This is a genomic window from Burkholderia sp. BE17, assembly GCF_009362305.1.
GTDB lineage: Bacteria > Pseudomonadota > Gammaproteobacteria > Burkholderiales > Burkholderiaceae > Burkholderia > Burkholderia pyrrocinia_C.
Map to the genome: position 1 here is coordinate 1 of NZ_WHNU01000094.1, position 5,730 is coordinate 5,730.

5 protein-coding genes and 2 pseudogenes are annotated in these 5,730 nt (G+C 55.6%); 1 reads left to right on the forward strand and 6 read right to left on the reverse strand.

Features of this window, described 5'->3' with window-relative positions; all coding sequences use genetic code 11:
• Positions 1–111 precede the first annotated feature (111 nt).
• Positions 112–882 (reverse strand): annotated as a pseudogene (locus tag GD429_RS39845) (hemagglutinin repeat-containing protein); the annotation flags it as partial.
• A gap of 613 nt (positions 883–1,495) precedes the next feature.
• On the opposite strand from GD429_RS39845, the gene GD429_RS39850 reads away from it, so the two are divergent.
• A complete protein-coding gene (locus tag GD429_RS39850; RefSeq protein WP_152865707.1) occupies positions 1,496–2,092 on the forward strand; it encodes a DUF4291 domain-containing protein in 597 nt (198 codons plus the stop codon).
• 1 nt (position 2,093) lies between these two features.
• Here GD429_RS39850 and GD429_RS39855 read toward each other — a convergent pair whose 3' ends face one another.
• The 5 genes and pseudogenes from GD429_RS39855 to GD429_RS40870 all read right to left on the reverse strand — a co-directional run.
• The gene (locus GD429_RS39855) at positions 2,094–2,732 is read right to left on the reverse strand and encodes a group-specific protein (protein WP_152865709.1); all 639 of its coding nucleotides are present in this window, start codon (positions 2,730–2,732) and stop codon (positions 2,094–2,096) included.
• 6 nt (positions 2,733–2,738) lie between these two features.
• On the reverse strand, positions 2,739–3,044 hold the full coding sequence (locus GD429_RS39860; protein ID WP_152865711.1) for a YrhB domain-containing protein: 306 nt from the start codon (positions 3,042–3,044) through the stop codon (positions 2,739–2,741).
• A gap of 8 nt (positions 3,045–3,052) precedes the next feature.
• Positions 3,053–3,310 carry a toxin glutamine deamidase domain-containing protein gene (locus GD429_RS42270; protein ID WP_152865713.1) on the reverse strand — a complete coding sequence of 86 codons (258 nt, stop codon included), beginning with the start codon at positions 3,308–3,310 and terminating at the stop codon, positions 3,053–3,055.
• Positions 3,252–4,445, reverse strand: coding sequence for a hypothetical protein (locus GD429_RS41530; RefSeq protein ID WP_227792227.1), 1,194 nt, complete (start codon positions 4,443–4,445; stop codon positions 3,252–3,254). The genes GD429_RS42270 and GD429_RS41530 overlap by 59 nt, the downstream gene beginning before the upstream one ends.
• 287 nt (positions 4,446–4,732) lie before the next feature.
• A pseudogene (locus GD429_RS40870) lies at positions 4,733–5,730 on the reverse strand (hemagglutinin); the annotation flags it as partial.

Sequence of the window (5,730 nt, forward strand, 5' to 3'; positions counted from 1 at the left end):
ATATCGCCAAATTGATGAATGGCCGTCCTCGCCAAACCCTGAATTGGAAAACGCCGGAAGAGGCTATGGCCATGGAACTGGCCGCAGCCGGCTTAGCTAAACGTTGCACTTGATTCTTGAGACCGCCCCCGACGTATCACGATTCAGCGTCGCCACATCCTGCTTCTGGTTCGCTTTGTCCGTGATCGTGATGTTGCCAGCACTGATTGCGCTCTTGGTGGTTGCGTTACTGCTGTCGCTCTCGCTCACGTAGAGCGGCAATGCACCACCCGTATTCTTACCGCTCGTCTGCCCATGCGTAGCGTAATTGTTGCCACCGTCACCAACACCGCCACCCGCACTAATACCGAAGCTGCTCGCGTTGTAGCTCGAGCTGTTCTGAATATCCGAGAAGGACAGCGTCCCGGTCGTCAGCTGGTTCTTGTCCGGCGTCGCCGTGCTCGCGATGTACGCGCCCTTCAGGTCGGTGTTGCCCTTGACGGTGATGTCAAAACCACCGTCCCCGGCCTGAATACCCGACTGCTCGTTCACGCCAGCGTAGTTGCCGCTCGCATGACCGCTCTGCGCGCTGAAACTCGCGCTGCCGCCGCCCTGGCTGACGCTGAACCCACCGCCAGAACTGCTCTGGTGCGCCTCGCTATGGCTCATATCCTGCACCGACGCCAGATTCAGGTTGCCACCGACATCCGCAATCACCTTGTTTGCGTTGACGTTCGCGCCGACGATATTGGTGTCGCCGCCACTGATGATCGTTGCCGTGTTACTCGCGTTGATGTGCGTATTGTTCTGCGTCGCCGCATCCGAGTTCGCATCGCCGTGCGCGCGTGACATTGACGCCGACACGCCAAACCCGCCCGTGCCATACGAAACGCCCACGCTTGACCATACGAACATTCCAGTTCGTAGCGCGCCGCCCTACCGACATATTCCGTCGCGAGACAACGGCCGCCTTTGCTTCGTGCCGCTGCCTGCAGACGTGCAAGTCCCTCCTGATCCAACAGACGCGCTGAGTTGCCTTCGGCCACGCAACGCCGGCACCAACGGCCGGCGACGATATGCTGACCCAGTGCCTCCCATTCGTGTCCCTGCCCACAACGGAGCCGGTAGCGCCTCGCTACGGTCGTGAATTCGTCCCCTACAAGCTCTCCTCCGCGCTCCCTGACTATTTCCATCCAACGGTCGCGCAGCGCTTCTCGCTTGCATTCGGGACATGCAGTCGCACTTTTATACAGGATGGACGTCGCAAGCCGCTCAAACTCGTGCCCGTTCGAACACCGGAAAAGGTAGTTCGCCTGTGCCCCAGTCCATGCAGTCGTCAGAAGCGTGAGCCCCGCCGCCTTCGCAACCTCTATCGTTTGTTTAAACGCCTCTTCAGCTGTACGCGCCATATCCAAAACTACCGCATCGTTTCATCAAGAACACCGGACATCCAACCCAATCGGAGCAACTTGCCCCGGAGCCATCTAGACGACGAGTCACGAGCTAAAATGCAGCCATGGAAAATCACCTGAAACAGCCCCACGCAGCAATCCCAATGCGTCAAATCCGCGCGATGTACGACGATCGCACGATCCGAGTCTATCAAGCGTACTCAGACGCGATCGCCGATTCTGCCCTGACGAATGGAACGTTCGTTTCGCCACCGTTCAAGATGGAACGAATGACCTGGATTAAGCCATCGTTCATGTGGATGATGTACCGGTCAGGTTGGGGACTGAAAGATTCCGGACAAACACGCATTCTGGCCATCGACATATCACGCCAAGGCTTTGAGTGGGCATTGGCTCATAGCTGTCCGAGCCACCCTGAGGACTCAATGAATCGGGAGGATTGGCTGCGCCTTAAGGAGGGCGCTCCCGTACGCGTCCAATGGGACCCTGAGCGCGATCTATCGCTACAGCCGCTCACGCACCGTGCGATCCAGATCGGTCTCAGCAAGCAAGCCGTCGACCTGTATGTGCACGAGTGGATACAGCGTGTCACCGACGTAACTCCGCTGGCACATAGCTTGCACTCTCTCGTCCTCCAAGGCGATCTCGAGTCAGCCCGCGCCTTGCTACCCATAGAGATCGCGTACGAACCTAGCGCTTAATTCAGTTTGAGCAATCGCTTACGACACCGCCCGACTGCTGTGCCCGGCCACGCTCGTTTAGTTCATGCAGCAAATCCCGGCCGTCAACGATCCAAAACTTATCGGCTGCCGGGAACACTTGATCCGGCAAGGTATTCGCAAAGTCGACAAATTCCCCGGCCCATCCATCGGGAACATAGCGCTCCAACCGTGGACCGTCGTGATAAAAACCAAAGAATCGCTTGCTATCAAAATCAATGAACGCAATTGGGAACAAAAAACCGACGTCCCACCATGATTTCGCACTTGGAAATCGTTCCAATAGAGCATTCCTCAAGAAATCGATACTTAATCGATGAGTTATCGGCTCTGCCAAGAACCCTTCAGCTGAATTCTCGTCGACAACTACAATACCGGCCCTCTCCGAGGCCGTTGCGCTCTGATCAGGCACTTCGTAGCCAGCAGCCACAAACTCGTCCCGCCACTTTTCCCAATCGAGTACCAAATTATCGTGGTCGGACAATAGCCAATGAACAACCCCCTTGTGGCGCGCCACAGCGATGACATATTTCCGATCAAGCAAGTCGGGGGACGTTGGCCCTAGAATTTTTTCGAGATCTGTTATTGATGAAATTCGCGCCCGAGAGATCAGGCTATTCATCTTTCTTCACTGACAATCGAAACCGTTGGCCTTCTCGAATTGCCTGACAGAATCTTGCAGAGACAAAGCCGACCCCAATTGATGCAGCCGCCCGTTCTCCCGCTCCACAATAATTGGCCCATTTCCCCCTAGAGAAAATATAATGTTTCCGGTCTCCAAATACTTTTTCGAATTGAATACGAACACCCACCCATACTGCTTTTCGATCGTCTTTCCCTCAACCACCGCATAGCCACCGGTGGACTCGGTTGAATCCATTTGATCAAGATACTCTCGAACAAGTTGCAGCGCTTGATCCTTGGTTATACCCATACTTCCTCCTATTTGTCTGTCCTAAGAATAAACCATTGCGTGTACCCATCGCTCAGGTTTGTAGGCTTGCCAGTTTGGCCATCTAGGAAACGAATCGTTCCGCCTTGATTTACTACGTTACTAAAGTGTCCTACCTCATCTCCGCGAGAACCGAACACAACTGCTCTGGAGCCATCCCCCCAATTCGACATAGTCTGAGCGATCGCATCAGGACCTGTACGACCGATCCAATTGAAGGGTGTTTTTTCCGAAAGCCGTTGCAACATCCGCAGGGCTTGTCACTTGTCCTGGCAAGGCGCTCGCCGGATTTCCGGCCAATGTCGCGTCTGTGGCAACGGCGCAGTTCGCACAATTCATCGTTCGGCCATCGGAAGGATAGATGGAATTTACATCTCGGACACTGTGCCCGCCGACCGCCTCGCCAATATCGACGCTAATACCCGGCTTGCTGCTTGCCAGAACCCTGTCAGTAAGCACCGCCAACGCAGCACTACCAGTCAACGCCCCAACAGCAGTCGGATCACCCTTGCCGACGGCCTTCATCGTATCCGAGAACCCGGCCATCGAATTGACGGCGGTTTGCTTCACACCGTTCTGCTGGATCGATTGGCCTACCTCACTGACCGGATCGCCGACGCCGCCACCAATGGCGGACAGCCCATCAAGCGTTTGCAGCCCCCCCCCCTGCACGACACCGTTGGCCACCGTTTTGGCAGCCGACGACGCAGCTGTTCCCACCCACGACGCAACTTGCGTGGCCTTGCTGTTCGCGAGCTTCGCAGCATCCCACGCTTGCTGCGTCCAAGGGTATTGGAGGAACGTCGGATCGCTCGCTTGCGCATCACGCAAGATCTTCTGTGCTTGAGCGTCTTGCGCTCCAAGCTTCTGCATGTCGTCATAATGCCGGAAGTCTGCCGTACCCTTCACGAACTCTGCGGAGCAATCAACTTGTGAGCAAGCAGCCGCAATCAAGCGGTTGTAAAGATCGACATTGTTGCCAGCCAGCGCCTTAATCTTGTCGATTTCCATGGCGTTCAATTGCCGATTAAACCGATCGACCGCTGCGCCTGTCAACGCACCCGTCCCGCCCCCCACGAGCGCACCCGCGCCGCCGGCCAACAGATTCGACGCGACGTTGCCCAGCAGCTCGTCGACGTTCTTGTTGCCGGTCGGACCCGCATCCTTGATCGATTGCGCGATTTCCGTCAGTTCCGGAGCGAGCTTCGCCGACAGCCCGGCACCAGCTGCACCGCCTGCCGCACCCAGCCCGCCCGCCGTCAATCCACCGGTGAGCGCACCGCCTGCGATGTGCAGAGCAACACGATTATCACCGCCTTCGGCCCAGTCCTTGGCCTCCCGCAAATACTGCGCCTTGAGCGCCGGATCGGTCGTGTTATTCACATTTTTTTGCGCTTCCCCCCGCTTCTTGTCCGCATAAGTGCCGATCTGCTTCGCGATCGTTTCTTACAGCCCCCCAGCCCGCGAAAAAATTCGAGACAGTAAGCGCCAACACCAAAAAAAATAAATCAACAAAAATGGCCCACCGAAATATATCAACGTCTTATCTTCATTCAAATCAAATACATGTCGAATCAGCTCCGACACCAGAAATGCCCAAAATACACCCGTCCCAAACGAAATAAATGCAATTGCCAAGAATCGGAAAATTCCCTCGTAAGCGTTTTTAGTCATGGACGACTCGGCTTGGTTTCCTTCGATACATCATTGTAAACCGCAACACCTCTTGACCCAACCCCAAACAGCATCAATGGTTGATTTACCCCTGGTAATGGCATTTCTGTGAGCGGAAGCAATTTGACGTTGTTGTATGCAGGAACCGTAACACCAAACATCGACTGTGGGCGACCAAGCCCGTCGGCAAGTCCAACGTTAAGTGTGCGAGGCGCAAAGAGACCACCGACGCTTACACCAAAATTCACGACGTCGTACGCCGTCCCACCCCATTTAGGAGAAATGGAAGAGAAAGTCTCTCTCAAAGGGTTATATCCAGCGGCCCCACGACCCATATAAAAGTTGTACAACCCAGAAGCGCCCTCAGTAAAGTCGCTGGCTCCCATGGCAGTCATTGGCCCTCCAACGATACACGCCGGCCCACCAACGCCACATATACCGAGACCGGTAGTCGTCGCGATACCGCCCGTCACCACCTTAATGGCATCCTTTCCAGGGGCAATAAGATTCGCCTTAACATTATCAAAATATTTCTGACCATCCGTATACACGAACAGCCCTTTATCTTGCTGCCCCTTCACCCATCCTATTTCCGATTTCAGATTCTCCGCCTCAACAAGCGAAACGAAGTTTGCATTAAAGGCTGCGCTGTTGGGCGGAAACTCCGCCCAACACTGATCTATAAAGCAGGCTGCACGGGTCAAACGCTTCTCAAGTGCCTTATCGCCATTCGCCTTGTCGTGGATGGCCTTCTTTTCGTCCGGATGCAATTGCCGATTGAAGCGATCCACGGTAGTTGAAGTCAGCGCTCCCGTCCCGCCGCCGACCAGCGCGCCTGCTCCGCCTGCCAGCAGATTCGACGCCACGTTACCCAGTAACTCGTCGACGTTCGCGTTGCCGGTCGGCCCGGCATCCTTGATCGACTGCGCGATTTCATTCAGTTGCGGTGCGAGCTTCGCCGACACGCCCGCACCTGCCGCCCCACCAGCCGCCC

Coding starts and splice junctions, on each gene's coding strand:
- GD429_RS39860 (WP_152865711.1), bottom strand. CDS start 3,044: ATGGGTATAACCAAGGATCAAGCGCTGCAACTTGTTCGAGAGTATCTT.
- GD429_RS39855 (WP_152865709.1), bottom strand. CDS start 2,732: ATGAATAGCCTGATCTCTCGGGCGCGAATTTCATCAATAACAGATCTC.
- GD429_RS42270 (WP_152865713.1), bottom strand. CDS start 3,310: ATGTTGCAACGGCTTTCGGAAAAAACACCCTTCAATTGGATCGGTCGT.
- GD429_RS39850 (WP_152865707.1), top strand. CDS start 1,496: ATGGAAAATCACCTGAAACAGCCCCACGCAGCAATCCCAATGCGTCAA.